The organism is Amycolatopsis sp. CFH S0740 (assembly GCF_004522315.1).
GTDB classification, from domain to species: Bacteria; Actinomycetota; Actinomycetes; order Mycobacteriales; family Pseudonocardiaceae; genus Amycolatopsis; species Amycolatopsis nivea.
The window spans coordinates 1-25,112 of record NZ_SDLS01000005.1; the positions used below are offsets into that span (position 1 = coordinate 1).

The following is a 25,112-nucleotide window of genomic DNA, read 5'->3' on the forward strand; positions in this document are numbered from 1 at the left end:
AAACCAAGAAAACAGACACCAAACGTTAAAACTCAAGCTGAGGGAACCAGATTCCCTCAGGGTTCCCCTCACGCACTCGCGGAAACGCGCCGGGGAATCGATTTCCCGGCGTTAAGACTTGCCGAGTCCGAGCAGCGTGTCCAGATCGATCTTGCCGCCCGCGGCGTCGCGGATCGCGCGCATCGCTTCGGCCGACGGGAGCTGTTCCCCGTGCTGGTCGGCGTGCGCGCGCAGCAGATTCCCGATGTGCCGTTCCGGGACTGTCCACGTGGGCCAGCGGCGGCGGGCGATCGTGGCGAGTTCGGCGAAGTCCGGCGTGCCCGCGCTCGCGGTCGCGTCGAGCAGCCAATGCAGATACGTGCGCAGCACCGCGACCGGGAAACTGCCCGGATGGCTGAGCCCGCCGTGTCCGGGCACGAAGGTGCGGACGTCCGGGAACATTTTGTCGAGCCAGTCCAATGCGGTCAGCCAGCCCGGGACCGAACCGTGCACGGCGAACGGCGTCGACCCGACCGACAGCAGGTCGCCGGTGAAGAGCGTGCCGGTGCGCGGTTCGAACAGCACGAGGTCGCCGTCGGTGTGCGCGGTCCCAGGAAATGGGACGACCTCCACGACGACGCCGCCGAGGTCCACCTCGACCGGTTCGATCACCGCGTGCACCGCCTCGGGCCGCGGCGCCTCGAGCTTGCCCCAGTTCGCGCAGGCGAAGATCTCCTCGTCGCACTGCGGTCCGGACCGGATGATCGGCACCGCGGTGGGCGCGGCGAGGATCCGGCCGCCGTTGCGCAGCGCGACCCCGGCCCCGTTGTGGTGGGTGCCGTGCGCGTGGGTCAGCACGAGCGTGAGCGGCATTTCGACGGTCGAGTACTTGCGGACGTCGCTGACCAGGTCGAGCGTGTCGCGTTCGGTGCCGCAGGTGTCGACGAGCAGAACGCCTTCCCGGCCCCGGATCCAGCCGCAATTGGACACCATCCAGTCGCTCGGGCTGCGCACGTAAGCGACGACGCTCGGGTCGGAATACCGGAGCGGGACGATATTGCGCCTGATGACGGGCATGGGATCCCCTCGTTGGCCACCGGACGGGAAATGATCACCGGAATGGTATAGACCAAGTCACCTGCTGTCAGCGGGGTGGAGACCACGCTCACGCGCGGGGTCTCTCGCCTGTCCCGTTCCGTCCAGCTTCGCGCGCATCGTTGCCCCCGGCTCCGTCGGTGCCCGACAGCGTATACCCCGAGGCCACGGTTTTCTCGATGGTCCACAGAGGACTGGTTTAGGGGTTGCTCACGTCCGGTAGCCGGTGAATACCGGCAGTGAGGCCGGCCGCGCCCAGCGCCACGGATTTCGCCCCGTGCCGGGAGAGCCGGATCGCCACCGGTTCCCCGGACAGCAGCGGCTGTTCCGCCAGCGCTTCCCGCAGCGGTTTCTCCAGGAGTGCCCAGGACCGGACCACCGAGCCGCCGAGCACGCAGGTCGCGAGGCCGAGCAGCCCGGCCGCGTGCGCGATCGCCTGGCCGAGGAACCGGCCCGCGTCGGTGAACACCGCTTGAGCGGCTCGATCCCCGGCGAGCGCTTCCTCGGCGATCGCTTCCGCGGTGCGGGTCCGGCCGGTCGCTTCGGCATAACGGCGGGCCAAGGCGCGTCCGGAGGCGTACGCCTCGAGATGTCCGATCTGCCCGCAGGTGCAGAGTTCCTCCCCGTAGCGGCCGACGTGCCCGATCTCGCCGGCCCCGGTCGCGCCGCCGTACAGCAGCCGCCCGTCGACGAACAGTGCGCCGCCGACCCCGGTCCCGACCGCGACGCCGAGCACGTTCCGCTCGCCTGGCAGCAATTCGCCGAGCAGGAATCCGTCCACGTCGTTGACGGTGCGCACCGGCACCCCGCCGAGCCGGGCGGACAGCTCGGCGTTGACCGGCGTGCCCGCCCATCCGGTGAACGAATCCCCGGTGACCAGCACTGTTCCGGTCACCGGGTCGACGACGCCCGCCGCTCCGACGCCGACCCCGGCGAGCGCCGCGTGGTCCGGCACCAGCGAGCTGACCAGCTCCACCGCGCGGTCGAGGATCGCCGCGCCGCCCCGGTGCGACTCCGACGGAGCGGACGCCGAGCCCAGTTCCTTTCCTTCCTCGTCGCACACCACCACCAGGGTTTTCGTCCCGCCGATGTCGACTCCGGCCCGCAATCCGGTCACGCCGCGGGGTCCGCGCCGGCCAGCGCCTCGCGCCGGCTCCGCTGCAACTGCGGATCCGGGACCGGCGAGGACAGCAGCAACGCCTGCGTGTACGGATGTTCCGGCGTGCGCAGCACCGTTTCCGCCGGGCCTTCCTCCACCAGTTCGCCCGCGCGCAGCACCGCAACCCGATCGCACAGGCTGTCCACCACCGCGAGGTCGTGGCTCACGAACAGGCAGCCGAAGCCGAACTCGCGATGCAGCCGCCGGAACACCTCCAGCACGGCTGCCTGCACGGATACGTCCAGCGCACTCGTCGGTTCGTCGGCGATCAGCAGCTTCGGGCCCAGCACGAGGGCGCGGGCGAGGCTCACGCGCTGCCGTTGCCCGCCGGACAGCTCGTGCCCGTACCGGCCCAGCAAGCTTTCCGGCAGCTCCACCGCGTCGAGGAGCTCCCGCACCCGCCGCTGCCGCTCGCCGCGACCGGCCGAGGTGTGGACCACCAGCGGTTCGGCGACGGTCTGCGCGACCGTCATCCGCGGGTCGAGCGACGACGCCGGGTCCTGGAACACCGCGCCGATCTGCCGCCGGACCGCCCGCGCCGAGCGGCCGGTGCCTTTCGGCAGCGGTCCGCCGAGCACTTCGACAGTGCCGGATTTCGGCGTGACCAGCCCCAGCGCACAGTTCCCGAGCGTCGTTTTCCCGGAACCGGATTCGCCGACCAGTCCGACAATCTCACCGGCTGAGACGGACAGGGAAACGTCGTTCACCACCTGGCGTCCGCTGTACTCGACCACCACATTCGACAGCGCGAGCACCGGCTTCGGGGTTTCCCCGGCCGCCGGTTCGTGCGCGAACGAACCCAGTTGCGGAACCGCGGCCAGCAGTTCCCGGGTGTAATCCGCCTTCGGCGACGAGAACAGTTCCGTCGCCGGGGCTTCCTCGACGAGCGTGCCGTTCCGCAGGACCGCGACGCGATCCGCGACGTCGGCGACGACGCCCATGTTGTGCGTGATCAGCAGCGTCGCGGTGCCCTCGTGCTCGCGGATGTCGCGCAACAGGTCGAGAATCTGCTGCTGCACGGTGACGTCGAGCGCCGTGGTCGGCTCGTCCGCGATGATCAATTGAGGCCCGGCGGCGAGTGCGATCGCGATCATCACGCGCTGCCGCAGACCGCCGGACAGTTCATGCGGGTACTGCTTCAGCCGCGCGGCCGGTTCCGGGACGCCGACGCGGTCGAGCAGTTCGGCGCACCGGTCGTAGTAGCGGCGGTGGCGCAGTTTCTTCGGATCGTGGTTGCGGATCGCCTCGGCGAGCTGGAAACCGATGGTCCGCAACGGGTTCAGCGCGGTCATCGGTTCCTGGAACACCATCCCGGAGGCCGGGCCGCGCAGTTTCCGCAGGTCCTCGCCGCGCAGGTCGAGGACGTTCTGCCCGGCCAGCTCGATCGACCCGGTGACCCGCGCGGATCCCGGCAGCAGCCCGAGCACCGCGAGCGCGGCCGTGCTCTTGCCGGAACCGGACTCGCCGACCACCGCCACGATCTCGCCGGGCGCGACCGACAGGCTCAGCCCGTCGACCGCCGCCGCACCGCCGGAATAGGACACCCGCAGGTCACGGATGTCCAGCACTGCTTCGCTCATCGTCGCCCCTTCACCGCGAACGCGTCGCGCAGCCCGTCGCCGAGGAAGTTGATCGCGCACACCACCACGACGATCGCGATGCCCGGTGGCAGGATCAGCCACCACGCGCCGTCGAAGGTGTAGGTAATTCCTTTGGAGAGCATGGCTCCCCAGTCGGTGTCCGGCGCCGGAACGCCGAGGCCGAGGAAGCTGACGTACGCCACGAGCAGGATCGCGTCGGCGATCTGGAACGTCGCGTTCACCACCACGGTGCCGATCGCGTTCGGGATGATGTGCCGGAACACCACGCGCGTGCGGCTCGCACCGAGCACGGTGATCGCGCGGATGTAATCGCGTTCGCGCAGGCTCACCGTTTCCGCGCGCATCAGCCGCGCGGGCACCAGCCACGACACCGCGCCGATCAGCAGTGCCAGCACACCGACGCTCGGCGTCACCAGCGTCGCGGCCACCAGCAGCAGGAACAGCGCCGGGATCGCGACGCCGGTGTCGACGATCCGCATCAGCACGGTGTCCAGCCAGCCGCCGGTGTACCCGGCGACCGCGCCCCACACCGCGCCGATCGCGGTCGCGATGAGCCCGGCGAGCACGCCGATGATCAGCGACGTCCGTCCGGCGACCATGAGCCTGCCGAGCACGTCGTACCCGAGGTCGTCGGTGCCGAGCAGATGTCCGCCGCCCGGTCCGAGGCGCGCCGAGGCGAGGTCGGTGTGCGACTGGTCGGTGCCGTAGAACACCGGTCCGAGGAAACAGAACGCCACGACGAGCAGCAGCAGGACCGCGCCCACGACCGCGGATTTGCGGGCAAACAGCCGCGAAAGGACAGTCACGACCGCGCTCCCTTCACCCGCACCCGCGGGTCGATCGCCAGCTGGACCAGGTCCGCGAGCAGGGAGCCGAGCACGGTCGCCACGGCGATCACGAGCACGACGCCCAGCAGCACCGGGAAATCGGCGGTGCGGGTCGCGGTCCAGAACAGCAGGCCGATGCCGGGGTAGTTGAACATCGATTCGACGACCAGCGAACCGCCGAACACCACCGGCACGTAATAACCGAGCATCGAGACCACCGAGGTCAGCGAGTTCGGCCAGACGTGCCGCCAGATGATCGTGCGCTCCGGCGTTCCCTTGGCCCGCGCGGTGCGCACGAAGTCCTCGGACAGGCTGTCCAGAGTGGACGCTCGCATGTACCGGCTGAACGCGGCGAGCGCGGCTCCGGTCCCGGCGAGCACCGGCAGCACCAGCGCACCTGGCTGGGACAGCAGTTCGCCGATCGTCTCGCCCTGTGCGGCCTGCGCCGGGAACCACGGCAGGACCTGCGCGAACAGGATGATCAGCACCAGTGACAGGAAGAACACCGGCGTCGCGTAGAGCACGAAGGTGATCGCCGTGGTGAGCACGTCCGCGGTACGGCCGCGGCGGACCGCTTGCCACACGCCGAGCGGCAGCGCGACGAGGATCGCGAGCGCGGTGGACAACACGGTGAGCAGCAGGGTTTTCGGCATCCGCTCGGCGAGCAGGGTGCTCACCGGCGAGTTCTGCGTGTACGACTCGCCGAGGTCGCCCTGCAGGAGCCGCAGCAGGTAATCCCAGTACTGCACCGGAAGCGGCTGGTCGAAGCCCTGCGCGTGGTTGAACGCGGCGATCTGCGCCTCGGTGGCCTTCACACCGAGTACGCCGCGGGCCGGTCCGCCGGGCAGCAAATGCAGCAGCACGAACGTCACCACGGTGACCAGCAGCACGACCACCACGGCCAGCACGAGCCGGCGGAGGATGTAGCGCGTCATGTCCTCACCTCGTCCAGAACCAGCGTTGCGGGAGCAGCCCGGCCATCGGGTCCTGGGTCACGCCGTGCAGCGCGGTGTCGATCGCCGACACCTGGTACGGCGGATTCGGCAGCCACAGCACCGGAAGCTGCTCGGCCAGATAAGCGCTGTACTCGAGCATTGCCCGGTTGTCCGACGCCAGGTTGGTGGCTGCGATCAGCTTGTCCGCCTTCGGATCGGTGTAGCCGCCGAAGTTCGTGCCCGCGCCGGTCGCGAACAGCTCCTCGCCGCTCGGGTTCGCCGGGAAGTACCAGCTGCCTTGCGTGCCGAAGTAGGACAGCTGCCAGCTGCACGACGGGTCCTCCGGTTTGCACGTGGTTCCGTTGGCCAGCACGGTGTTCAGCGGCTGCGCGTTGATCTTCATCTCGATGCCGACCTTCGACAGCTGAGAGCGCAGTTCCTGCATGGTGCCGTCGGTTTCGTCGGAACCGGACTCGGTCAGCATGGTCAGCGACAGCCGGGTGCCTTCGGCGATGCCCTCGCCGCATTTCGCCGGGTCGGCGCAGAGGAGGACGCCGTCGGAACCGGGTTTCCAGCCGTGGTCGGCGAGCAGCTGCCTCGACTTGTTCAGGTCGAACGGGTACGGATTGGTCTTTTGCTTGGGCGACAGGTACTTCGTGTCGTTGTCCTGCGGCACCGGGCCGTAGCCGACGCGCGCGGCGCCACGCCAGATCACCGAGGTGATGGCGTCCTGGTCCACCGCGTGCTGGATCGCCTGCCGCACGTACAGCTGGGAGAACACCTTGCCCAGCTTCGGATTGTTGAAGTTGTACGGCGAATACGTGATGGACCAGCCGTTCCACGGTTCGACCCGGTAGCCCTGCTCTTCCAGCTTCGAGCGCTGGCCGAGGTTCGACGTCGGCAGGTACCCGTAGTCGAGGCCGCCGGCGCGGAGCACGTTGTACTCCGCCGACGGACTGGTGAAGGTCAGGAACCGGACAGTGTCGAGCTTCGCCGGATCCGGTCCGGTGTACTTCGGGTTCTTCCGCAGCGTCACCTCGCCGGACGTGCTGAACCCGGCCAGCGTGAACTGTCCGTTCACGACCTTCCACAGTGGATTCGTCGCGTACGTGCCGAGCTGTTTCGCTTGGCTGACCAGGAAATCGAAGACCTGTTTCGCGCCGTCCGGGGTGCGGTCGTGGTCGCCGACCGGACCCGCGGCGCTCGTGCGGTCCCACGCGTGCGGCATCGGGACGATCAGGCTGAGCTGATTGGCGGTGAACCAGTCCGGGTTGTATGCCTTGTCCAGAGTGAACGTGAAGGTGCGGTCGTCCACGGCGTGGAATCCGACAATGCTGTCCGGGATCGAGCCCTTCGAGTACTTGCCCCACTTGTCCTTGCCCGCGCGGGCGAGGTTGAGCCAGAACTCGACGTCGCGGCTGGTCAGCGGCTCGCCGGTGGACCAGGTCAGCGGCTTGAGCGTGATGGTCACGGTCTTGCCGTCGGGGGAGTAGTTCGGCACGTTCGCGGCGCTCGCGGCGTCGTCGAGGGTGACCGAGCCGGAACTGCCGTCGTAGCTGTACAGCGGCACGTACATGGTCGACCGGATCATGCCGTTGTACGACCCGCCGTAGCCGGGGAGCGAAAGCGGCATGATCCAGTTCGGCGTCGCCGACGGGGGCAGTGCGAACCGCACGGTCCCGCCGGTTTTCGGGGTGCCGGAACCGCCGCCGTGCGGTTCCCGGCTCGCCGCGCAGCCGGACAGCGCCAGCGCGGCGGCGAGCGTGACCCCGAGCGCGGCGCGCCACGGGCGTCGAGCCATTCGCATCACTTCCAACAACTCTGATGAAAGACCAGTGCCAGGTGCTATGCCGCGTCCTGGCTGTCGGGTAATCTTGCACGCGAGACGGGAATTGCCAAGAGTTCTGTCAAACAGTTTAGTTACATCAATCGTGATGAAAGAGGTGGCGCGGTGGATCCGGCCGGACCGCTGCGGGTGTTGTGGCTGGTCGCGCACGGCCACGCGAGGTCGCGCATGGACCTGGCGCGTGCGCTGGGCTTGCCGCAATCGACGGTGTCGGTGCGCACGCAGGCGCTGATGTCCGCCGGGGTGCTGAGCGAATCCGGCGAGGGCCGGTCCGCGGGCGGGCGGCGGCCGAAGCTGCTGTCGGTCAACACGGAGTTCGGCCACGTCTGGGGCGCCGACGTCGGTTCCCGGCACGTGCGGATCGGCGCGCTCGACATCGCGGGCAACCTCCTGGAAGTGCACGAGCGTCCGCTGGACATCAGCCAGGAGCCGCGAGAACTGGTCGCCGGGCTCGCCGCCGCGGTGCGCGATGTGATGGCGGGCGCGGATTGCCCCGGCCGCGCGCTCGGTCTCGGCGTCGCGTTCCCGGGTCCGGTGGATGTCGGCGCGGGCACCATCACGCTGCCGTCGCGGATGCCCGGCTGGCGCGGGTTCGCGGTCCGGGACGCGCTGGCGGAGCACTTCGAACTGCCGGTGTTCGTGGACAACGACGCGAACCTGCTGGCGCTGGGCGAATCCGTGGCCGGCGCGCCCGGCCGGACGTTGCTGGTGGTGAAGGCGGGCACCGGCATCGGGTCCGGAATAGTGCTGGGCGGCGAGCTTTACCGCGGCCGGGCCGGAGTCGCGGGCGACATCAGCCACGTGCGCGTGCCCGCCGCCGAGGACCGGCCGTGCACCTGCGGGAACCGCGGTTGTCTGGAAGTGGTGGCCAGCGGCGCCGCGCTCGTCGCGCAGTTGCGGGCGCAGGGTTTGAAGCTGGAGACCACCGCGCAGGTGATGGCCACCGCGGAAGACGGACATCCCGAAGCGACCACGGCCGTGCGGCGCGCCGGGCTGCGGCTCGGCGAGGTGCTGGCCACGGTGGTCAACTTCAGCAACCCGGACGAGGTGCTGCTCGGCGGCGCGCTGTCCGGTTCGGAAGCGTTCGTCGCGGCCGTGCGCGGTGCGTTGTACGAACGGTGTCTTCCCTTGGCTACCAGGGAACTGCGGATCGACCGGGTGCGGTTCGGTGCGGACGCGGGACTTTGCGGCGCGGGCGCGCTCGCGCTGGACGCGGTGTTCGAGCAAGCGATCAAACGGAGTGGACGATGAAGAAGCTGCGGGTCGGGATCACCGGAATCGCCATCGAATCGAGCACCTTCTCGCCGCATCGGTCCACAGTGGACGATTTCCGGGTGCTGCGCGGGGACGAGCGGCTTGGCCGCTACGACTTTCTCGACGCGGACTGGGCGGCCGAGGTGGAATGGATCCCGCTGATGGACGCGCGGTCGCTCCCAGGCGGTGCGGTCACCGAAGAGGCGTACGCCGAGCTGTCCGGGGAAATCCTGGACCGGTTGCGTTCGGCGGGTGAGCTGGACGGGCTGTTCTTCGACATCCACGGCGCGATGAGTGTCGTCGGACGGTCCGATGTGGAGGCTTCGCTCGCACAGGAGATCCGTTCGATCCTCGGTCCGGACGTGCTGGTGTCGGCGTCGATGGACTTGCACGGCAACGTTTCGCGGGAACTCGTCACCGCGCTGGACCTGATCACCTGCTACCGGATGGCTCCGCACGAGGACGCGTGGGAGACCCGCGAACGCGCCGCGCGGAACCTGGTGTCGCGGTTGCGGTCCGGCGGTCGGCCGACGAAGGCTTGGGTGCAGGTTCCGGTTCTGCTGCCGGGGGAGAAGACCAGCACCCGGCTCGAACCGGCGAAGAGCGTTTACGCGGCAGTGGATTCCGTCGAAGCACTGGACGGAGTTCTGGACGCGGCGATCTGGGTCGGCTACGCGTGGGCGGACGAACCGCGCTGCCAGGCCGCGGTGGTAGTGATGGGCGACGACGTTCCGTTGATCACGAAGGAGGCCGAGCGGCTGGCTCAGTCCTATTGGGACGCTCGCCACGACTTCGCTTTCGTCGCCCCGACAGGCACCCTGCAGGAATGCCTCACGCAGGCGGTCGCTTCGACCTCGAGGCCGTTCTTCATCAGCGATTCCGGGGACAACCCGACCGCCGGCGGTGCCGGGGACACGTCGTGGAGTCTCGACGTCCTGCTGAACACACCGGCCATTGTGGACTCTTCGCTGACCACTTTGTACGCGGCCATTGTGGACCCCGAAGCCGTCGCTGCGGCGGTCGAAGCCGGCATCGGCGCGACGATTTCTGTTGAACTGGGCGGAAAAGTCGACTCCGGACCGCACGGCCCGGTCTCGCTCACGGCACAGGTGGCCGCGATTGACGCCGACGACCCGGTCGCCGGAACCGCGGTGGTGCTGGCCGTCGGCGGCCTGCGGGTGATCGTGACCGCCCGCCGCAAGCCGTACCACCTCGAATCCGACTTCCACGCGCTCGGCCTGCGCCCGCGCGAGGCGGACGTGGTGATCGTGAAGATCGGCTACCTCGAACCGGAGCTGTACGACATGGCCGCGGACTGGCTCCTGGCCCTCACCCCCGGCGGCGTCGACCAGGACCTGCTCCGGCTCGGCCACTCCGGCATCGTCCGCCCGATGTTCCCCTTCGACGCCGACATGGCGGCCCCCTCGCTCACCCCAGAAGTCTTCTAAACACTCTCCGTAGCCAGCGCCGAGGCGGTCAGTAACTCGCCTCGGCGCTGACCTGTGTTTCCTGCTGCAGCCTTGACAGGCAGGCATTTGCCTGCCTTACTGTAAGTGTGCAACCTGACCTGGACAAAGTGTTCAAGGCGCTGGCGGATCCGACCCGCCGGTACCTGCTCGACCAGCTGCGCGAGGACAACGGGCAGACGCTGGGCGAGCTGTGCCGCCGGCTGGAGATGACGCGGCAGTCCGCGACTCAGCACCTCGCCGTGCTGGAGGCGGCGAATCTGGTGAGCAGCGTGCGCCGCGGCCGGGAAAAGCTGCACTACCTGAATCCGGTGCCGCTGCACGAGATGCAGGAGCGGTGGGTGGACCGGTTCGAGCAGCCGCGGCTGCGGATGCTCAGTGCCGTCAAACGTCGAGCAGAGGAAGCCATGAAGCCGAGTTTTGTGTATGTGACCTACATTCAGAGCACGCCGGAGCAGGTGTGGCACGCGCTCACCGACCCCGACCTGACCGGGCAGTACTGGGGCCACCGCAACGAATCCGATTTCAAGCAGGGTTCGCGCTGGGCGCACGTGCGGACCGACGGGTCCGGGATCGCCGACGTCGAGGGCGAGGTGATCGAGTCGGTCCCGCCGAAGCGCCTGGTCACCACCTGGTACGACCCGAACGGCCCGAAGGACCAGGAGCCGTCCCGCGCGACGTTCGACATCGAACAGCACGAGGGCATCGTCCGGCTGACCGTGACGCACGAAGACCTGCCCGACGAGAAGGCGCACCAGGACGTGTCCGGCGGATGGGCGGCCGTGCTGTCGAACCTGAAGTCGCTGCTGGAGACCGGGCACGTGCTGCCGCAGGCTCCGTGGGAGATGCCGTGACCGGCGCGCGGGAATAGACCCGCCGGCAGGTTTGTTGGGGCCTTGTGAGCGCCGGTTTTTTCGACGGCAGTCGCTCACGAGGCCCCTCTTCGCGTGCAGTGCCAGTTGTGCGGCCGGAACCGATGCGCTACTCTCGGCGCATACCCCAGGAAGTCGGCCCCGCCGCCCCGGGGTTCCGCCCTCTCCGTCAGCGTGAGTCAACGCGACGTGAATCGGCGTCTTTCCCGAAGCCCGTCGCCTGACCCGCTTCGTCTCATCCGGCGGTCCGCATTTCCGCGTCGACTGTCACTGCTCAAGGAGCCACAAACCATGACACAGCAAGGAATTCTCGATATCCACGGCAAGACCGCCACCCTGGGCTACGCCCCCGGAGGCCCGTCCGTGCCGCTGTCCCTGATCCGCACGCACAGCCTGCGCCGCGGCGACGAACTCGTCCTCGACGACGGCGAACTCGTCTCGGTCAACGGCCGTCCGCCCGGAGAACGCCGTCCCGATTTCGACCAGCTCACCCCCGTTCACCCGGATCAGCGACTGGTCCTCGAAACCAGCAGGCACCAGCTCACCACGCGCGTCCTGGACCTGGTCGCCCCGCTGGGCAAAGGCCAGCGCGCGTTGATCGTCGCCCCGCCGCGCACCGGCAAAACCACTGTGCTGCAAGCGATCGCGCAAGCGGTCGCGGTCAACCACCCCGAGGCACACCTCATGGTGCTGCTCGCCGACGAACGCCCCGAAGAAGTCACGGACATGACCCGCTCGGTGCACGGCGAGGTCGTAGCGTCCACTTTCGACCGGAAGCCCGCCGAACACACCGCCGTCGCCGAACTGGCTCTGGAACGCGCGAAACGCCTGGTCGAAACCGGCCGAGACGTCGTGCTGCTGCTGGATTCCCTGACCCGCCTGGGCCGCGCGTACAACCTGGCAGCCCGCACCTCAGGCCGAATCCTGTCCGGCGGCGTCGACGCCAGCGCACTGCACCCGATGAAGAAAATCCTAGGCGCGGCAAGGAACATCGAAGGCGGCGGCTCGCTCACCATCATCGCCACCGCACTGGTCGGCACGGGTTCGTTGGCGGACACGGTGTTCTTCGAGGAACTGAAAAGCACCGGCAACTCGGAACTCCGCCTGGACCGGATGCTCGCCGACCACCGCGTTTTCCCCGCGGTAGATTTCTTCGGCTCCGGCACTCGTCGTGACGAGCTGATCGTCCCGCCGCAGGAACTGGCCGTGATGAACGAGGTCCGCCGCGCACTGTCCACACAGGACCCGAAGCGGGCTGCGGAGCAGTTTTTGGAACAGGTCCGCACGACGAAGTCCAACGCGGAATTCATCGCCCGGGTGAACGCTTCCCTGGCTGTTCCGGCTACTGCGGCCGCCTGAGTTGGAGACCGAACGCCTCCGGCTCACCCCGATCGGCCCGCCTCTCGCCGACGAGCTGTACCGCCTGCACCTGGATCTTGGCATCGCCCGCTGGTACGGCCAATGGACCCGCGCCGACGCGGAAGCCCGTGCCGCGGAGATCGGCCGAAGCTGGCAGCGCGACGGCGTGGGCAAATGGCTGGCATACCACCGAGAATCGGGAGAACTCCTCGGCCGAGGCGGACTGTCCTATCAGGACGTCGACGGCGCGCGACGGCTGGAAATCGGCTGGGCGGTGCGCGAGGAGCACTGGGGAAGCGGCTATGCGACCGAGATCGGCCTCGCTGGCCTGGCCCGCGCACGAGAACTCGGCGCAGCGGAAGTCGTCGCCTTCACCGAGGTGTACAACGCCCGTTCCCGCGCGGTGATGGAACGGCTCGGCTTCGCTTACCGCCACGATTTCCCGCACCGAGGCGAGCCCTTCGCGCTCTACGCAATCTCCTTCGGCAGCCCCGCCTAGAACACGGCGAACCATCCTCAGCAGCGAGCAGATGGCCGCCCCTCCTGCACGACCATCTGCTCGAGCCGACCGAAGCACTGCGCCCGACCAACCTGTCCGTCCTCACCAGAGCACAGGTCAGGGAATCGTCACCAGCCACCGATCCGACCGCCGGCGCAGGTAGCCCCACCAGTACGCGGCCGAAACCACCAGCACCCCGGCCGTGATCGCCAGGTCCAGCAGGCTCTGCGACACCAGTACGTAGCCGAGCGCCAGCACCGCGACCACGGGCACCACCGGCCACCCCGGCATTCGCCATACCTGCGGGCGCCGGTGCGCCGGCCGCCGCGCCCACAGCACGCTCACCGAAATCGCCAGGTACAGCGCGACCACAGCCACCTCGGTCACGCCGCTCAGCGTTTCCACCGGCACGAAGCACAGCACCGCTTCCGAGACGCCGACCACGAGCGTCGCCACCCAAGGCGCGCCGAACCGCGGGCTCACCACGCTCAACGCGCGATTCACCGGCTCCGGCCAAGCGCGATCCCGGCCCGACGCGTACAGCACGCGCGAGTTCTGGATCACCATCACGATCACCGCGTTCACGATGGCCGCCGCGATGCACAGGCTGATGATCGTGCCGAACGCCGAACTGCTCCAGCTCACGACGAGCGCGGTCAGGTCGAGGTCCTGCAGCGTCGCGAGATCCGGCACGCCCAGCGTGATCGCGATGACCGGCACCAGGATCACGACCGCGCTGACGCCGAGCGTCCAGAACACGGTCCGCGACACCGTCTTGTGCGGCTCCCGCATCTCCTCCGCCAGATACACCGCGGTCGAGAAGCCCTGCACCACGAACAACGCCACCGCCAGTCCGGCGATCACCGAGACCAGCGCGATCGGATGCACGCCGTCCATGCTGGGCCGCACGAGCACCGCGGCCGGCCGGTCGGTGTGCGCGAAGCCGAGCACGGACACCACCACGATCGCGACGATCTCGATCACCAGGAAGATCCCAGTCAGCCAGGCATTCGACCGCAGGTTCACGAGGCCCATCCCGGTGGACGCCAGCATCACCAGCGCGCCGGCCACCGACGGATCGACGTGCACGATCACCGACAGGTAGTCGGCCACCCCGATCGCGATGATCGGCGGCACCACCAGGATCACGATGAACGACAGCATGAAGGTGATCCACCCGGCGAACCGGCTGACCACGGTGGACACCATGGCGTACTCGCCGCCCGAACTGGGCACGAGCGTGCCGAGTTCGGAGTAGCAGAACGCGATGCCCACGCACAGCAGCACGGCGAGCCCGATGGCCAGCGCGGTGCCGGTGCCGAGCGAGCCGAACAACGGCGGGACGAGAACGAACAGGGACGACGCGGGAGTCACGCAACTCAGCGTCAGCAAGGTACCGCCGCCGACGCCGATCGATCTGGTGAGCGAGCGGGGCGCGGGCGAACCGGCGGCAGTGTCGGTCTGGACGGGGACCGGATGAGGCGGCATGGGGATCCCTCCGTCGGCGGCGCTGGAATTCGACGGATGGAACAGGACGGGTTTGCCGTTGTCAACGTCGGAAAGACGACGAAATCCGTTGTCGGGCACCCCGGGCGACGGGCCATCTGGACACTCAGGGCGACGATGTGCCACGCCCCCGGTTGCCCGCGGGAGGGTCGACCCGAGATGATCCCGGGATGCAGACCCAGGACCCGAACCGGCCGGTGCCGCCGGTGGTCGACGACATTTCGAAGCAGATCATCGCCCAGTTGCAAGAGGACGGACGGCGGCCGTACGCCACGATCGGCAAGGCGGTCGGGCTGTCCGAGGCGGCGGTCCGCCAGCGGGTGCAGCGGCTGTCCGATTCGGGCGTCATCCAGATCGTCGCGGTGTCGGATCCCTTGCAGGTCGGGCTTTTCCGGCAGGCGATGGTCGCGATCACCGTGGACGGACCGCTCGATCCGGTCGCCGACGCACTGGCCGAAATGGACGAGATCGACTACGTCGTGCTGTGCGCCGGCCGCTTCGACGTGCTGTGCGAGGTGCTCTGTGCCGACGACGAGGCGCTGCTCGACGTGATCTCCAACCGCATCCGGACGCTGCCCGGGGTGCGCACCGCGGAGACGCTCGTGTACCTCAAGCTGCGGAAGCAGTCGTACCAGTGGGGCACGCACCGCCGGTGACGACGAAATCCGAAGGTCTGTCCCGATGAGACTGCTGAAATTAGTCGTTGTGGGTGGTAGCGACGACTGATCCGCTTGCCAAGTGACCTCGGCTCGTGCGATAACCGAGAAGTCCGGCCGGTGCGCCACGGTGCGTGCCGGCAGCTTCGAGGCCCGTTTCGAGGAGCCATGACCACGACCGCCGAACCCGCCGGGATCGCCACCGTCCAGGGTGCCGCCGCACACGACAACCTCTGGCTGCACTTCACGCGGCACAGCCAGGCCGAGCACTTCCCGGTGATCGTGCGCGGCGAAGGCGCCTACATCTGGGACGACACCGGCAAGCGTTACCTTGACGGGCTCGCCGGACTGTTCGCGGTGCAGGTCGGCCACGGTCGCGAGGAACTGGCCGAAGCCGCTGCGCGGCAAACGAAACAGCTCGCGTATTTCCCGCTGTGGGGCCACGCGCATCCGCCCGCGCTCGAACTGGCCGAACGCCTTGCCACCGCGTCGCCGGGCGACCTCAATCGCGTGTTCTTCACCGTCAGCGGCGGCGAATCGGTGGAAACGGCGTGGAAACTCGCCAAGCAGTACTTCAAGCTGACCGGAAAACCCACCAAGCACAAGGTGATCAGCCGCGCGCTCGCGTATCACGGCACGTCGCAGGGCGCGCTGTCCATCACCGGAATCCCCGGCGCGAAGGCCGATTTCGAGCCGCTTGTGCCGAGTACGCTGCGGGTGCCGAACACGAACTTCTACCGCGCGCCCGAGCACGCCGACGATTACGAGGCTTACGGACGCTGGGCCGCCGACCAAATCGAGCAGGCGATCGAATTCGAAGGCGCGGACACGGTCGCCGCGGTATTCCTGGAACCCGTGCAAAACACCGGCGGCTGCTTTGTCCCGCCGCCCGGCTATTTCGAGCGGGTCCGCGAGATTTGCGACAAACACGACGTGCTGCTGGTGTCCGACGAGGTGATCTGCGCCTTCGGCCGGGTCGGCTACGACTTCGCCGCCAAGCGATACGGCTACCAGCCGGACATCATCACCACCGCCAAGGGCCTGACCTCCGGGTACGCCCCGCTCGGCGCGGTGCTCGCGAGCGACCGCCTGATGGAGCCGTTCGCCGGCGGCGAGGCGACCTTCATGCACGGCTCGACCTACGGCGGACACCCGGTTTCGTGCGCGGTCGCGCTGGCCAACCTCGACCTCATCGAGCGCGAGAACCTTTACGGCCACGTGCTGGACAAGGAAACCGCCTTCCGGGCGACCCTCGACCGGCTGACCGATCTGCCGATCGTCGGCGACGTGCGCGGCACCGGTTTCTTCTACGGCATCGAACTCGTCAAGGACAAAGCGACCAAGGAGACGTTCACCGCCGAGGAATCGGAACGCATTCTGCGCGGCTATCTCTCGAACGCGCTGTTCGAGGGCGGTCTCTACTGCCGCGCCGACGACCGCGCCGAGCCGGTGGTCCAGCTGTCGCCGCCGCTGATCTGCGACCAGCCGCAGTTCGACGAGATGGAGCAGATCCTGCGCGAGGCGCTCACCGGAGCGTGGAAATTGCTCTGACGCCCGCTGCCGCGCGGGTTGTCCCGCTACGCTGATCTTCGTTGCCTACCAACGGGAGGAAGCGCGTGGCGCAGTGGAATGACCTGGTCGCCTACATCAGGCAGACCTACCGGGTGATCCGGGACGACCCGGGCGAAATCCGGATCCGGGTCCTGTTCGGCGACGACGCGGAGACGACGGGGCGCGCGCAGGTCGTGGTGATCGCCAGGGAGATTTTCGACCAGCGCGAGGACTGGGTGCAGATCGCCACCCCGTTCGCCCGCGTGGACGAGGTCGATCTGCACACCGTGCTCACGGAGGTAGGCCAGACGCTGGTGGTCGGCGGGCTCGTGGTGATGGGCGAGCACCTCGTGTTGCGGCATTCGCTGCCGCTGCTGAACCTCGACCTCAACGAGTTCACCGATCCGCTCGAACTCGTCGCCGGTTCGGCCGAGCTGCTGGAGCAGCAGTTCACCGGGCGTGACGACTACTGAGCGGCGGCAGCCACGAAAATGCGGGGCCCTGATCCGATCGGGGCCCCGCTTTTCGTTGGCTCAGTACGGTTGCGTGGCCGGCGGCCGCACACCGTCCATCCTGGACTGAACGCTCGGCTCGACCGCCGGGCAGTGCTTGCCGCGACCCGGGCTCGTGCCGTCGATCAGGAAGGCGTCCGCGGCGTCGATGACGCACTGGCTCTTCTTGAAGTACGCGCCATGGCCCCAGCCCTCGTAGGTGAGCAGCGGCGCACCGGACTGCTGCGACGCGCGCACCGCCCAGCTGTACGGCGTGGCCGGGTCGTAACGGCTGTTCAGCATCAACAGCGGCACGCCTGCCCGGACCGACAGCGGATGCTGCGGGTTGCGCACCGGGCTCGGCCAGCCGGCGCAGCCCGTCGCCGCGCTCCAGCCCAGCGGCGAGAAGTGCAGGTCGGGCGACACCCTGGCGAGCGCGCGCCGGTAGCTGTCGAGCTGCGGGTAACTGGTGACCGGCAGCCGCCAGTCAGAGCAGAAGATGCTGTTGAACGGGTTCGGAATGGGAATGTCGTCCTTGCCGAACGACGCCTCGGCCGGTTTCCCGTCGCGCAGGTCGACCAGGCTCTTCGCGAGCTTGTCCCAGGTGGGGCCGTAGAAGTTCTGCGAGATCAGCCCGACGAACGCCATCGGGTCGAGCCGGTCGTCCGGGGTGCCGAGCTCGCCGCGTTCGGCGCGGGCGTACAGGTCCGCCACCACCGCGCTGACGTCCTGGCCGTGCAGCGCGCACGACGTCGTCCGGTCGCACCAGTCGGTGAACTGCTCGAACAACTCTTGCGTGGCCTCGGTTTCCGTCCTCAGGAATTCCCAGGTGCTGCGGACCGAGTGGTCCATGTTGCTGTCGAGCACGAGCGCGCGCACCCGGTCCGGATAAGCCTCGGCGTACTGCTGGCCCATCAGCGTGCCGTACGAAACGCCGTAGTAGGTGAGCTTTTCGTCGCCGAGCGCGGCACGGATCGCGTCCATGTCGCGCACGACGCTGCGGGTGTCCGAACGGCTGGCGAGTGGCCCGGTGATCCGGTCGCAGCTGCGCCCGAGCGCGCGGTTGTACGCGAGCAGCTGCTGGAATTCGCCGGAATCCTTCGGCAGCACCGGGTTTTTCGCGGTGAGCTCGTCGAGCCCGCACTGGATCGCGGTGCTTTCCCCGACCCCGCGCGGATCGAACCCGACCGTGTCGAACTGCGCGGTGACCTTCGGCGACAGCGTCCAGCCGCTCTGCACCTCGCCCGCGCCGGCACCGCCCGGCCCGCCGGGATCCATGAGCACCGAACCGATCCGGTGCGCGGGATCGGTGGCCTTGCGCCGCGCGAGCGCGAGCTGGATCGTGCCGTCGCCGGGACGGTCCCAGTCGAGCGGCACGGTGAGCTTGCCGCATTCGGCCCCTTGCCCGGTAGGACACGGTTTCCAGTCGATGGCCGCGGGAGCGGCGGTCGCCGGTGCCGCGGTGAACAACGCCGTCGCCGCGGTGACCGCGGTGGTGGCGGCGGCCAGTTTCCTGCCCAGACCCAATGCCCTGCCCCTTCGGCGTGAACTGGAGACGTCGGAGCCCTCGATCTTGCCAGAAGGTGACAGGAGCCACTAGTGCGGGTTACCGTCCTTTGTGGACAGTCCGGGTGCTGGCCAGGTGCACGGCGAAGTCGAGCGGGATCAGCCCGTCGGGCCGCGCCAGTGCCGGAGCCTGGGAGAGAAAGGCGGTTTTCAGCGCCTGGCAAGCGGGTTCGCCGAGCGGGAAGAGGTTGTAGACGGTCGAGACGAACTCCCAGACCTGATCGAGCGGACCGCTGAAGTCGATCTCCTCGGTGCGCCACTGAACGGGAGCGAACCCGGCCGGGACGAGGATGTCGTCCAGCCCGGCCTGAGTGCGGGTGCGCTTGTCGCCGAGCGGAGGCAATCGCTGCTCGGCCGGGACGTCGGCGAGGATTTCCCGCAGCAGCTTGCCGAACAGGGCGCGGGCCCCGCCTTCGGCCGCCCCGCCGCTGAGGACGAGCGAGAGCTGTCCGCCCGGCCGGAGCACGCGGGCCAGTTCCGCGGCCACCTCGTCGATGTCAGTCATCAGCATGAACGCCATGTGCGACACGCAGGAATCGAAAGAGTGGTCCGCGAACGGAAGTTGCTGTGCCAGGCCTTCCGCGACCGTTGCCGAACGCTGCCGGGCGAGGGTCAGGTCCACCCTCGACAGGTCGACTCCGATCGCCTGATGTCCCGCCGCGGCAAGGAGTTCGAGCAGGAATCCGTCGCCGCAAGCCAGATCCAGTACGCGTCCCGGAGAAGCGATCTCGTCCCGGAGAAGCTCGTAACTCGACCGTCCGTCGGCGCTTCGGCCATCGCCGAACGCGCGCGACGTAACCGCCGGATGGCTTGCGTGGAAGGCACGAAAGAAGGTTTCTTGAGCGGACCTGGTCACTCTCCCAACTTACGCACCGGCGCGAAATCCCGCCCTCTGTTTGTAGAATCAGCGGATGGCGGACGTGGTGCCCGATCGGCGCGAGGCTGAGGTCTGGTGTTCCTACCAGCGCGTGCAGCGGGCGCTCGGCAGCGCGCTCGACCGGCAGCTGGAGCGCGACGCCGGGATCTCCGGAGCCGACTACGCCCTCCTCGTCCCGCTCGCGAACGAACCGGACGGCGTGCTGCGGATGCGCGAACTCGGCGCGACCGTCGAATGGGACCGCAGCCGGCTGTCGCATCACGTGAGCCGGATGTGCAAGCGCGGGCTGGTCACGCGGGAGAACTGCACCGAGGACGCGCGCGGGGCGAACGTCCGGCTCACCGAGGCCGGTCGCGCGGCGGTCGCGGCGGCCAGGGAACAGCACGGCGAACTCGTGCGCCGGTATTTCTTCGACCAGGTCAGCGGCCCCGAGCTGGAGCTGCTCGGCCGCGTTTTCTCCCGGATGCTCACCCGGCTGGCGCAGGACTGACGGAGATCGTCAGCGCTCCGTGCGGGCGCGGTAAGCGGTGCGCCGCAGTCTTGCCGCATCGCCTACCGACCCAGGGGAGCAGAGATGACCAGCGAGACAGTTCTCGTGTCCGGCGCCAGCGTCGCGGGTCCGTCCGCCGCCTACTGGCTGCACCGTTACGGCTATTCGGTGACCGTCGTCGAGGCCGCGCCGCAGCTGCGGCCCGGCGGGCAGGCCGTCGATTTCCGCGGCGAGCAGATGAAGCTCGTCGAAGCGATGGGCCTGCTCGACGACCTGCGGGAGCACGAGACCGCACTGCGGGAGCAGGTGCAGCTCGACCCGTCCGGACAGCCCGCCTTCACCCTGCCGAGCGGGTTCACCAACGGCGAGCTGGAGGTCCTGCGCGGCGACCTCGCCCGTGTCCTCTACGACCACACCAAGGACTACACCGAGTACGTCTTCGGCGACCGCGTCACCTCGCTGACCGAGACCTCCGACGGCGTCGACGTCACCTTCCGCCACGGCGCCCCGCGCCGGTTCGACCTGGTCGTCGGCGCGGACGGGATCCACTCCGGCGTGCGGACGGCCGCGTTCGGCCCGGAGGCGAAATTCCGCACCGACCTCGGCTACCACGTCGCCGGGTTCACCGCGCCCAACCATCTCCACCTCGACCACGCGGGCCTGCTCTACAACGAACCCGGTCTCGGCGCGATCGTCACCAGCCACCGCGACCCGGAGACCGTCACCGTCGGCCTCACCTTCCGCGGCGACCCGGACGGGTACGGCCGTCCCGACCTTGCCCGGCAGAAGGACATCGTCACCGAGGTCTTCGCCGACGCCGGATGGGAACTCCCGCAGCTGCTCACCGCGGTCGCCGACGCGCCTGACCTGTACTTCGACACCGTCGGCCAGATCAAGCTCGACAGCTGGTCGCGCGGCCGGGTCGTACTGCTCGGCGACGCCGCCTGGTGCGCCGGGCCGGGCGGATCCGGCACCGGTCTCGCGATGATGGGCGCGCAGGTGCTGGCCGGAGAACTGGCCGCGGCGGGCGGCGACCACGTGACCGCGTTCGCCCGCTACGAGCAGCGGCTGCGCAAGCCCGCCCGCGTCGGGCAGCGCAACGGAGCCGGTTCGGGCGACTTCCTGGTCCCGGCCACCGAGGAGAAGCTGCGCAAGCGCAACCGGATGTACCGCAAGCTGACCGGCCCGATCGGCCGCCGCCTCTTCGAATACATGGGCAACCGCGCGGCGAACGCGGTCAAATACCGCGAATACCCCCAGCCCCGCGCGCACGCCTTGCCTTGACGCTGACGACAACGTTTAGCGTCGCAGACATGCGCATCGGCGAACTGGCTCAGCGGACCGGGACCACCACGCGGGCCCTGCGCTTCTACGAGGCACAGGGCCTGCTCCCGGCGGCGCGCGCGGCCAACGGCTATCGCGAGTACGACGAGGACCACCTGCGGCTCGTCAAGGAAATCCAGACCCTGCGCACGGTCGGATTCAGCCTCGACGACACCCGCCCGTTCGTCGACTGCCTCCGCACCGGCCACGACGCGGGCGACGCGTGCCCGGCGTCGGTCGAGGTGTACCGGCGGAAGCTGGACGAGGTCGAGGCCTGCATGCGCGACCTCGCCGTGGTCCGGGCCGCCTTGCTCGACAAGCTCGCCGCCGCCACCGCGCATCCGGCCGACCCGTGCACCGCCGAACCCGAGGAGCCCCGATGACCACCGACGCCACCTTCGCCGCCGACGTCCTGGACCACGACCAGCCCGTCCTGGTCGATTTCACCGCCGACTGGTGCCCGCCGTGCCGGATGATCGCGCCGGTGCTCGCCGAGATCTCCGCGGAACGGCCCGGGCTCACCGTGCGCGAGCTCAACACCGACGAAAACCCCGAAACGATGCGCGCGTACCAGGTGATGGCGTTGCCGACGCTGATGCTGTTCCGCGACGGTGCCCCGGTCGCGTCGTTCGTCGGCGCCCGGCCGAAGGCGAAGCTGCTCGCCGAACTGGACAAGCTGCTGGGCTGAACCGGTGGCCTTCCGGGTTTGCCCGGTGGGCGGGTGAGAAGAGCAGGTACAAAGAGTGCACGACTTTCGGGGAGGCCGTGCCATGACCGCTTTCGTGCGCTCTTACCTGTTCCTTCGCCGCGCCATCGGGGTGCTCGGGATCCTGCTGCCGATCGTCGTGATCGTCGGGAAGGAACTGCTCGAGGGCGGCGGCCTGCTCGGTTCGCTGAGCGGCTATTACTACAGCGATCTCCGGAACGTCTTCGTCGGCACGTTGTGCGCGATCGGCGTCTTTCTGATCGCCTATCGCGGTTACGGCCGCGTCGACGACATCGCGGCCAACGTCGCCGCGATCGCCGGCATCGGCGTCGCGCTGTTCCCGACCCAGCCGGTCTCGCCGACGCCCACCGAGCACGCGATCGGCATCGCGCACCTGGTATTCGCCGCGATCTTCTTCCTCACCCTCGCGTTCTTCTGTCTCTTCCTGTTTACCAAGGACGACGGCGCGCCGACCAAGCGCAAACGTTCGCGCAACGCGATCTACCGGACGTGCGGCATCGTGATGCTCGCGTGCCTGGTGCTGATCGTGGTCAACGGCCTGTTCTTCAGCGCCGCCACCGCGGCCCTGCACCCGACCCTCTGGCTGGAGTCGCTAGCGGTGTTCGCGTTCGGGTTCGCGTGGCTGACGAAGGGCCAGACGCTGCTGGGCGACCAGCCGCAGCCGCGGCCAGCGGCTCAGGCCAGCTTGCCGTAAGCCTCCGACACCTGGGTGAGCCAGGCGACCTCGGCGGCGAACGTCTTCGCGTCGTGGGCGTCGAACGCGCCGTTGTCCTGGCTCTCCGCCGGGGCCAGTCCGGAGGTCTTCGCCTCCAGCGCCTGGCGGATCTTGCGGGCCTCGGCCATCGCCTGGTCGCTGTCCGGGGTGTCGGCGCGGTCCATGTACGGGCGCAGCGCGCGCCAGCCGTCGCGGATCTCGATCACCCGGCGATGCAGCCGGTAGTGCAGGTCCGACCAGCGCCGGTCGGTGTCTCCCTCGGCCGGCGGTTCCAGCGCGATTCCCGGCGACGATTCGTACAGCGAATGCCACAGCGGGTAGAGCGCGCGATAAGAACGGTAATTGCGCTGCCACCGGGCGACCGACGAGACGTGCTCGCCCCACGACGGCATGGTCAGCCCGAACGACACGATCACGATGCCCAGCGCGCTGAACACCGACGGGGCGATCGCCCACGCGCCGAGATGCCAGCCGAGCGCCGGGCTCACGATGTTCACCGCGCGCGTGGCGCAGTAGCAGAACAGCACGACCGCGCCGACCGCGAGCGTCCGCAGCGTCCGGCGCAGCCACACCCGCGACGTGCTCCGCGCGTACGGCAGGCACTGCAGGTAGATCGTCACGCACGGCACGGCCTGCGAAATGATGAACAACAGCAGGTAAGTGAGGATCACCGGGTCGCTGCTGCCCACCGCGAAAGCGGTGCCGGGGGTGCCCGGTTTGTTGCCGATGAAGAACAGCACGGTCAGCACGACGAACAGCACCGCGCCGGAAACGATCCACGCCCGGATCCGCGTGCGGATTTCCGCCAGGGGATTCGCCCACAGCATCAGCAGGAGCTGCGCGCTGATGCAGTACGCGACCGCGGCCAGGTGCAAGATCAAGATCGCCAGATTGGGGATCCCGAACAGCGAGCCGATGCTGAGCGAGAGGGCGCCGAGGGTGAAGGTGACGCACTGCAGGATCAGCGTCGTCATCAGCACGATGTAGGCCGGGTCGCGCCACGAACGGCGCATCGAGAAAAGCTTGTACAGCAAAGCCGCGTACGAGGAGACCGCCGACAGCGAGAATAAGATGATCTTCAGAGTGTTCACTCGCGCCCCCGGAACGGCCTCAGCGCCCGGTGGGCGGAACGGTGTGCGCGGCACTCTTGGCGGAATTGTTCACGATCGGCGACCATACACCACCGCAAGTGCCGGAACTAGGGCCGGAAAACTGGTTCTGGCCTGGGCGAATTCCGGATGGATCCCGGGTGTCGGCCGCCTGCTCGAGCGCTGCCGCGGGTGATCTTCCGGTGAACGGCGGGCAACCGGGTCGTGAGCGGCCGCAACGGGATGCGCCCGTCGCTAGGGTGTCGCCATGAGTCTCCAGGTGGTGATCGGGTACGGACCGGCGGGGGCGGCCACCGCCGCGCTGCTGGCTGAACAAGGGGAACGGGTCCGGGTGATCGGCCGGTCGCCCCGGGAGCCCGAACCGGGGCTGGAGCACGTCTCTCTCGACGCCGCTGACCAGGCCGCGCTCACCGAAGCGACCAAGGGCGCTACGGCGATCTACAGCTGTGCGAGCCCGCCGTATCACCGGTGGGCGGCCGATTGGCCGCCGTTGCAGGCCTCGATCTGTGCCGCGGCCGAGGCGAACGACGCGCTGCTGGTGTCGCTGGGGAATTTGTACGGTTACGGTCCGGTCGATGGTCCGCTCACCGAGAATCTGCCGCTCGCGGCCACCGGAACCAAGGGCCGGATCCGGGCATTGCTGTCCGAACAACTGCACGCATTGCACGACGAGGGCCGCATCCGCGCGGTCGAGGTGCGGGCTTCCGATTTCTTCGGCCCCGGCGTGACCGACGGCGGCCATCTCGCCGCTCGCGTGGTGCCGAACGTGCTGCGCGGGCAGAAGGTGCAGGTACTCGGCGATCCGGACGCCTCGCACAGTTGGACGTACATTTCCGATGTCGCGCGCACGCTGGTCGCGGCCGCGCGGAAAGAAAACGCGTGGGGCAAGGCGTGGCACGTGCCGACTGGTCCGCCGCGGTCCGCCCGGGTGATGGTCGCGCTGTTGTGCGAGGCGGCGGGAGTGCCTCCGGTGCCTGTGCAACGGCTTTCCCCGATGTTACTGAACGCGGCCGCGCTCGTTTCGCCGATGCTGCGCGAGCTGCGGGAGGTCCGTTACCAGTTCGACCGCCCGTTTGTCCTCGATTCCGGTGCGGCACAGGAATTTTTCGAGATTGCGCCGACGCCCGAGAAAGATCAATTCCCGGCCACCGTGCGCTGGTGGCGTGATCGCTTGGCTACCGTGAGTTGAGGTGCCTGTGCATTCCTCCG

Annotated in this window: 24 protein-coding genes; 14 read left to right on the top strand and 10 right to left on the bottom strand. The window is 68.6% G+C overall.

Annotation, left to right across the window (positions count from 1 at the left end):
• Nucleotides 1–111: 111 nt before the first annotated feature.
• From EIZ45_RS10600 to EIZ45_RS10625, 6 genes are all read right to left on the bottom strand, one after another.
• Entirely contained in the window at nt 112–1,056 is a 945-nt protein-coding gene (locus EIZ45_RS10600) for an MBL fold metallo-hydrolase (RefSeq protein WP_134667438.1), read from the bottom strand.
• Between the two features lie 217 nt (nt 1,057–1,273).
• Nucleotides 1,274–2,191, bottom strand: a complete 918-nt coding sequence (locus EIZ45_RS10605; protein ID WP_134667437.1) for an ROK family protein — start codon at nt 2,189–2,191, stop codon at nt 1,274–1,276.
• Entirely contained in the window at nt 2,188–3,813 is a 1,626-nt protein-coding gene (locus EIZ45_RS10610; protein WP_134667436.1) for an ABC transporter ATP-binding protein, read from the bottom strand. The genes EIZ45_RS10605 and EIZ45_RS10610 overlap by 4 nt, the downstream gene beginning before the upstream one ends.
• Nucleotides 3,810–4,640 carry an ABC transporter permease gene (locus tag EIZ45_RS10615; RefSeq protein ID WP_037815136.1) on the bottom strand — a complete coding sequence of 277 codons (831 nt, stop codon included), beginning with the start codon at nt 4,638–4,640 and terminating at the stop codon, nt 3,810–3,812. The genes EIZ45_RS10610 and EIZ45_RS10615 overlap by 4 nt, the downstream gene beginning before the upstream one ends.
• Nucleotides 4,637–5,596 (bottom strand): ABC transporter permease, encoded by a 960-nt coding sequence (locus EIZ45_RS10620; protein ID WP_037815134.1) that lies wholly within the window; start codon nt 5,594–5,596, stop codon nt 4,637–4,639. The genes EIZ45_RS10615 and EIZ45_RS10620 overlap by 4 nt, the downstream gene beginning before the upstream one ends.
• Before the next feature lie 4 nt (nt 5,597–5,600).
• The gene (locus EIZ45_RS10625; protein ID WP_134667435.1) at nt 5,601–7,397 is read right to left on the bottom strand and encodes a peptide ABC transporter substrate-binding protein; all 1,797 of its coding nucleotides are present in this window, start codon (nt 7,395–7,397) and stop codon (nt 5,601–5,603) included.
• 150 nt (nt 7,398–7,547) lie between these two features.
• Here EIZ45_RS10625 and EIZ45_RS10630 point away from each other — a divergent pair, with 150 nt between their 5' ends.
• The 5 genes from EIZ45_RS10630 to EIZ45_RS10650 all read left to right on the top strand — a co-directional run bounded on the left by EIZ45_RS10630 (nt 7,548) and on the right by EIZ45_RS10650 (nt 12,892).
• Nucleotides 7,548–8,693 (top strand): ROK family transcriptional regulator, encoded by a 1,146-nt coding sequence (locus EIZ45_RS10630; protein ID WP_043835028.1) that lies wholly within the window; start codon nt 7,548–7,550, stop codon nt 8,691–8,693.
• A complete protein-coding gene (locus EIZ45_RS10635; RefSeq protein WP_134667433.1) occupies nt 8,690–10,144 on the top strand; it encodes a M81 family metallopeptidase in 1,455 nt (484 codons plus the stop codon). The genes EIZ45_RS10630 and EIZ45_RS10635 overlap by 4 nt, the downstream gene beginning before the upstream one ends.
• A 107-nt stretch (nt 10,145–10,251) precedes the next feature.
• On the top strand, nt 10,252–11,016 hold the full coding sequence (locus tag EIZ45_RS10640; protein WP_240690843.1) for a metalloregulator ArsR/SmtB family transcription factor: 765 nt from the start codon (nt 10,252–10,254) through the stop codon (nt 11,014–11,016).
• Nucleotides 11,017–11,325: 309 nt separating this feature from the next.
• Nucleotides 11,326–12,393, top strand: a complete 1,068-nt coding sequence (rho, locus tag EIZ45_RS10645) for a transcription termination factor Rho (protein ID WP_134667432.1) — start codon at nt 11,326–11,328, stop codon at nt 12,391–12,393.
• Between the two features lies 1 nt (nt 12,394).
• Entirely contained in the window at nt 12,395–12,892 is a 498-nt protein-coding gene (locus EIZ45_RS10650) for a GNAT family N-acetyltransferase (RefSeq protein ID WP_205670184.1), read from the top strand.
• A 117-nt stretch (nt 12,893–13,009) separates the two neighbouring features.
• Here the strand turns inward: EIZ45_RS10650 and EIZ45_RS10655 are convergent, their stop codons facing one another.
• Entirely contained in the window at nt 13,010–14,380 is a 1,371-nt protein-coding gene (locus tag EIZ45_RS10655) for an APC family permease (protein ID WP_134667430.1), read from the bottom strand.
• 188 nt (nt 14,381–14,568) lie between these two features.
• Here EIZ45_RS10655 and EIZ45_RS10660 point away from each other — a divergent pair, with 188 nt between their 5' ends.
• The 3 genes from EIZ45_RS10660 (at nt 14,569) to EIZ45_RS10670 (ending at nt 17,078) form a co-directional block, all read left to right on the top strand.
• On the top strand, nt 14,569–15,054 hold the full coding sequence (locus EIZ45_RS10660) for an Lrp/AsnC family transcriptional regulator (protein WP_134667429.1): 486 nt from the start codon (nt 14,569–14,571) through the stop codon (nt 15,052–15,054).
• Between the two features lie 168 nt (nt 15,055–15,222).
• Entirely contained in the window at nt 15,223–16,605 is a 1,383-nt protein-coding gene (locus tag EIZ45_RS10665; RefSeq protein WP_134667428.1) for an aspartate aminotransferase family protein, read from the top strand.
• A gap of 65 nt (nt 16,606–16,670) precedes the next feature.
• The gene (locus EIZ45_RS10670) at nt 16,671–17,078 is read left to right on the top strand and encodes a hypothetical protein (RefSeq protein ID WP_037815122.1); all 408 of its coding nucleotides are present in this window, start codon (nt 16,671–16,673) and stop codon (nt 17,076–17,078) included.
• Nucleotides 17,079–17,138: 60 nt separating this feature from the next.
• Here EIZ45_RS10670 and EIZ45_RS10675 read toward each other — a convergent pair whose 3' ends face one another.
• Both EIZ45_RS10675 and EIZ45_RS10680 read right to left on the bottom strand, forming a co-directional pair.
• Nucleotides 17,139–18,623 (bottom strand): alpha/beta hydrolase, encoded by a 1,485-nt coding sequence (locus EIZ45_RS10675; RefSeq protein ID WP_134667427.1) that lies wholly within the window; start codon nt 18,621–18,623, stop codon nt 17,139–17,141.
• A gap of 79 nt (nt 18,624–18,702) precedes the next feature.
• Nucleotides 18,703–19,518: a class I SAM-dependent methyltransferase gene (locus EIZ45_RS10680; protein WP_134667426.1), complete on the bottom strand. Its 816-nt coding sequence runs from the start codon at nt 19,516–19,518 to the stop codon at nt 18,703–18,705.
• 55 nt (nt 19,519–19,573) lie between these two features.
• On the opposite strand from EIZ45_RS10680, the gene EIZ45_RS10685 reads away from it, so the two are divergent.
• The 5 genes from EIZ45_RS10685 (at nt 19,574) to EIZ45_RS10705 (ending at nt 22,773) form a co-directional block, all read left to right on the top strand.
• On the top strand, nt 19,574–20,029 hold the full coding sequence (locus EIZ45_RS10685; RefSeq protein WP_037815113.1) for a MarR family winged helix-turn-helix transcriptional regulator: 456 nt from the start codon (nt 19,574–19,576) through the stop codon (nt 20,027–20,029).
• Between the two features lie 84 nt (nt 20,030–20,113).
• Nucleotides 20,114–21,313: an FAD-dependent monooxygenase gene (locus tag EIZ45_RS10690; protein WP_134667425.1), complete on the top strand. Its 1,200-nt coding sequence runs from the start codon at nt 20,114–20,116 to the stop codon at nt 21,311–21,313.
• 29 nt (nt 21,314–21,342) lie between these two features.
• Nucleotides 21,343–21,735 (top strand): MerR family transcriptional regulator, encoded by a 393-nt coding sequence (locus tag EIZ45_RS10695; protein ID WP_037815109.1) that lies wholly within the window; start codon nt 21,343–21,345, stop codon nt 21,733–21,735.
• Nucleotides 21,732–22,040 (top strand): thioredoxin, encoded by a 309-nt coding sequence (gene trxA, locus EIZ45_RS10700; protein ID WP_134667424.1) that lies wholly within the window; start codon nt 21,732–21,734, stop codon nt 22,038–22,040. The genes EIZ45_RS10695 and trxA overlap by 4 nt, the downstream gene beginning before the upstream one ends.
• An 82-nt stretch (nt 22,041–22,122) precedes the next feature.
• Nucleotides 22,123–22,773: a hypothetical protein gene (locus EIZ45_RS10705; RefSeq protein ID WP_037815101.1), complete on the top strand. Its 651-nt coding sequence runs from the start codon at nt 22,123–22,125 to the stop codon at nt 22,771–22,773.
• Here EIZ45_RS10705 and EIZ45_RS10710 read toward each other — a convergent pair.
• Nucleotides 22,755–23,885 (bottom strand): MAB_1171c family putative transporter, encoded by a 1,131-nt coding sequence (locus EIZ45_RS10710; protein WP_134667423.1) that lies wholly within the window; start codon nt 23,883–23,885, stop codon nt 22,755–22,757. The genes EIZ45_RS10705 and EIZ45_RS10710 overlap by 19 nt on opposite strands.
• Before the next feature lie 265 nt (nt 23,886–24,150).
• On the opposite strand from EIZ45_RS10710, the gene EIZ45_RS10715 reads away from it, so the two are divergent.
• On the top strand, nt 24,151–25,092 hold the full coding sequence (locus EIZ45_RS10715; RefSeq protein WP_134667422.1) for an NAD-dependent epimerase/dehydratase family protein: 942 nt from the start codon (nt 24,151–24,153) through the stop codon (nt 25,090–25,092).
• The last annotated feature ends 20 nt before the right edge of the window (nt 25,093–25,112 follow it).

Bases quoted from the DNA above. Each gene is read 5' to 3' on its own strand.
- trxA (WP_134667424.1), top strand. From the start codon at position 21,732: ATGACCACCGACGCCACCTTCGCCGCCGACGTCCTGGACCACGACCAG.
- rho (WP_134667432.1), top strand. From the start codon at position 11,326: ATGACACAGCAAGGAATTCTCGATATCCACGGCAAGACCGCCACCCTG.
- EIZ45_RS10655 (WP_134667430.1), bottom strand. From the start codon at position 14,380: ATGCCGCCTCATCCGGTCCCCGTCCAGACCGACACTGCCGCCGGTTCG.
- EIZ45_RS10665 (WP_134667428.1), top strand. From the start codon at position 15,223: ATGACCACGACCGCCGAACCCGCCGGGATCGCCACCGTCCAGGGTGCC.
- EIZ45_RS10635 (WP_134667433.1), top strand. From the start codon at position 8,690: ATGAAGAAGCTGCGGGTCGGGATCACCGGAATCGCCATCGAATCGAGC.
- EIZ45_RS10695 (WP_037815109.1), top strand. From the start codon at position 21,343: ATGCGCATCGGCGAACTGGCTCAGCGGACCGGGACCACCACGCGGGCC.
- EIZ45_RS10620 (WP_037815134.1), bottom strand. From the start codon at position 5,596: ATGACGCGCTACATCCTCCGCCGGCTCGTGCTGGCCGTGGTGGTCGTG.
- EIZ45_RS10660 (WP_134667429.1), top strand. From the start codon at position 14,569: ATGCAGACCCAGGACCCGAACCGGCCGGTGCCGCCGGTGGTCGACGAC.
- EIZ45_RS10715 (WP_134667422.1), top strand. From the start codon at position 24,151: ATGAGTCTCCAGGTGGTGATCGGGTACGGACCGGCGGGGGCGGCCACC.
- EIZ45_RS10610 (WP_134667436.1), bottom strand. From the start codon at position 3,813: ATGAGCGAAGCAGTGCTGGACATCCGTGACCTGCGGGTGTCCTATTCC.
- EIZ45_RS10685 (WP_037815113.1), top strand. From the start codon at position 19,574: ATGGCGGACGTGGTGCCCGATCGGCGCGAGGCTGAGGTCTGGTGTTCC.
- EIZ45_RS10690 (WP_134667425.1), top strand. From the start codon at position 20,114: ATGACCAGCGAGACAGTTCTCGTGTCCGGCGCCAGCGTCGCGGGTCCG.
- EIZ45_RS10705 (WP_037815101.1), top strand. From the start codon at position 22,123: ATGACCGCTTTCGTGCGCTCTTACCTGTTCCTTCGCCGCGCCATCGGG.
- EIZ45_RS10625 (WP_134667435.1), bottom strand. From the start codon at position 7,397: ATGGCTCGACGCCCGTGGCGCGCCGCGCTCGGGGTCACGCTCGCCGCC.
- EIZ45_RS10600 (WP_134667438.1), bottom strand. From the start codon at position 1,056: ATGCCCGTCATCAGGCGCAATATCGTCCCGCTCCGGTATTCCGACCCG.